Genomic DNA, 587 nt, shown 5'->3' with positions numbered 1-587 from the left:
CGCGATTTTGCCCAGGTTCGGGCGAGATCGCGAAACGCTTCGTCTTCGACGGTGGGGATGTTGACGGCGCTGAGATCGCCGGCGCGCAGCGAGCGCACGAGCTTGATGGCATCGCGCCGGTCGGTCTTCACGCGATCGCCGGGTTTGCGCGGTATCTGCGTGGGGGCGCACACCATGCACTGGATGCCTTTGTCGCTCAGGCGCCGCTGCAAGACGTAGCCAAAGGGGCCCGCCTCATACACGACACGCACGTGCTTGGCCTTGGACAACAGCCGCTTGCACAGACGATCAAGATCGGCCTGAGTGGTGCCGATCTTGCCCAGCACCTCCACCTCACCGCCGTCCAGCGCGTAAGCGACGGTGATGGAATCCTTATGAACATCCAGTCCGACGAACAATGTGCTAACGTTTTGCATGCTGGCCTCCGGGTTGTAAATGAACACTTCGAGTGAGCGGTTCGCCCTCACTTTTACGGCTCTGGCTTTATGCTAACCCGCGCGGTTCAACTCTTCCTGTGGGGCCAGCCCTTACTTCCACGGAAGTCATACTGACTTTGTCCAAAGCGACAAAGAAACGAAGCAAAGAAA

Annotated in this window: 1 protein-coding gene; it reads right to left on the bottom strand. The window is 59.1% G+C overall.

Annotation, left to right across the window (positions count from 1 at the left end; genetic code table 11):
• Nucleotides 1-416, bottom strand: a 416-nt coding sequence (locus ACSQ83_RS35920; protein ID WP_436231379.1) for an IS110 family transposase, incomplete at its 3' end; no start/stop codon positions are given.
• Nucleotides 417-587: the final 171 nt, after the last annotated feature.

The sequence above is a fragment of the Caballeronia sp. LjRoot29 genome (assembly GCF_964252755.1).
GTDB lineage: Bacteria > Pseudomonadota > Gammaproteobacteria > Burkholderiales > Burkholderiaceae > Caballeronia.
Note: the sequence above shows the minus strand (reverse complement) of the source record. Positions and strands in the feature narration are given on the sequence as shown.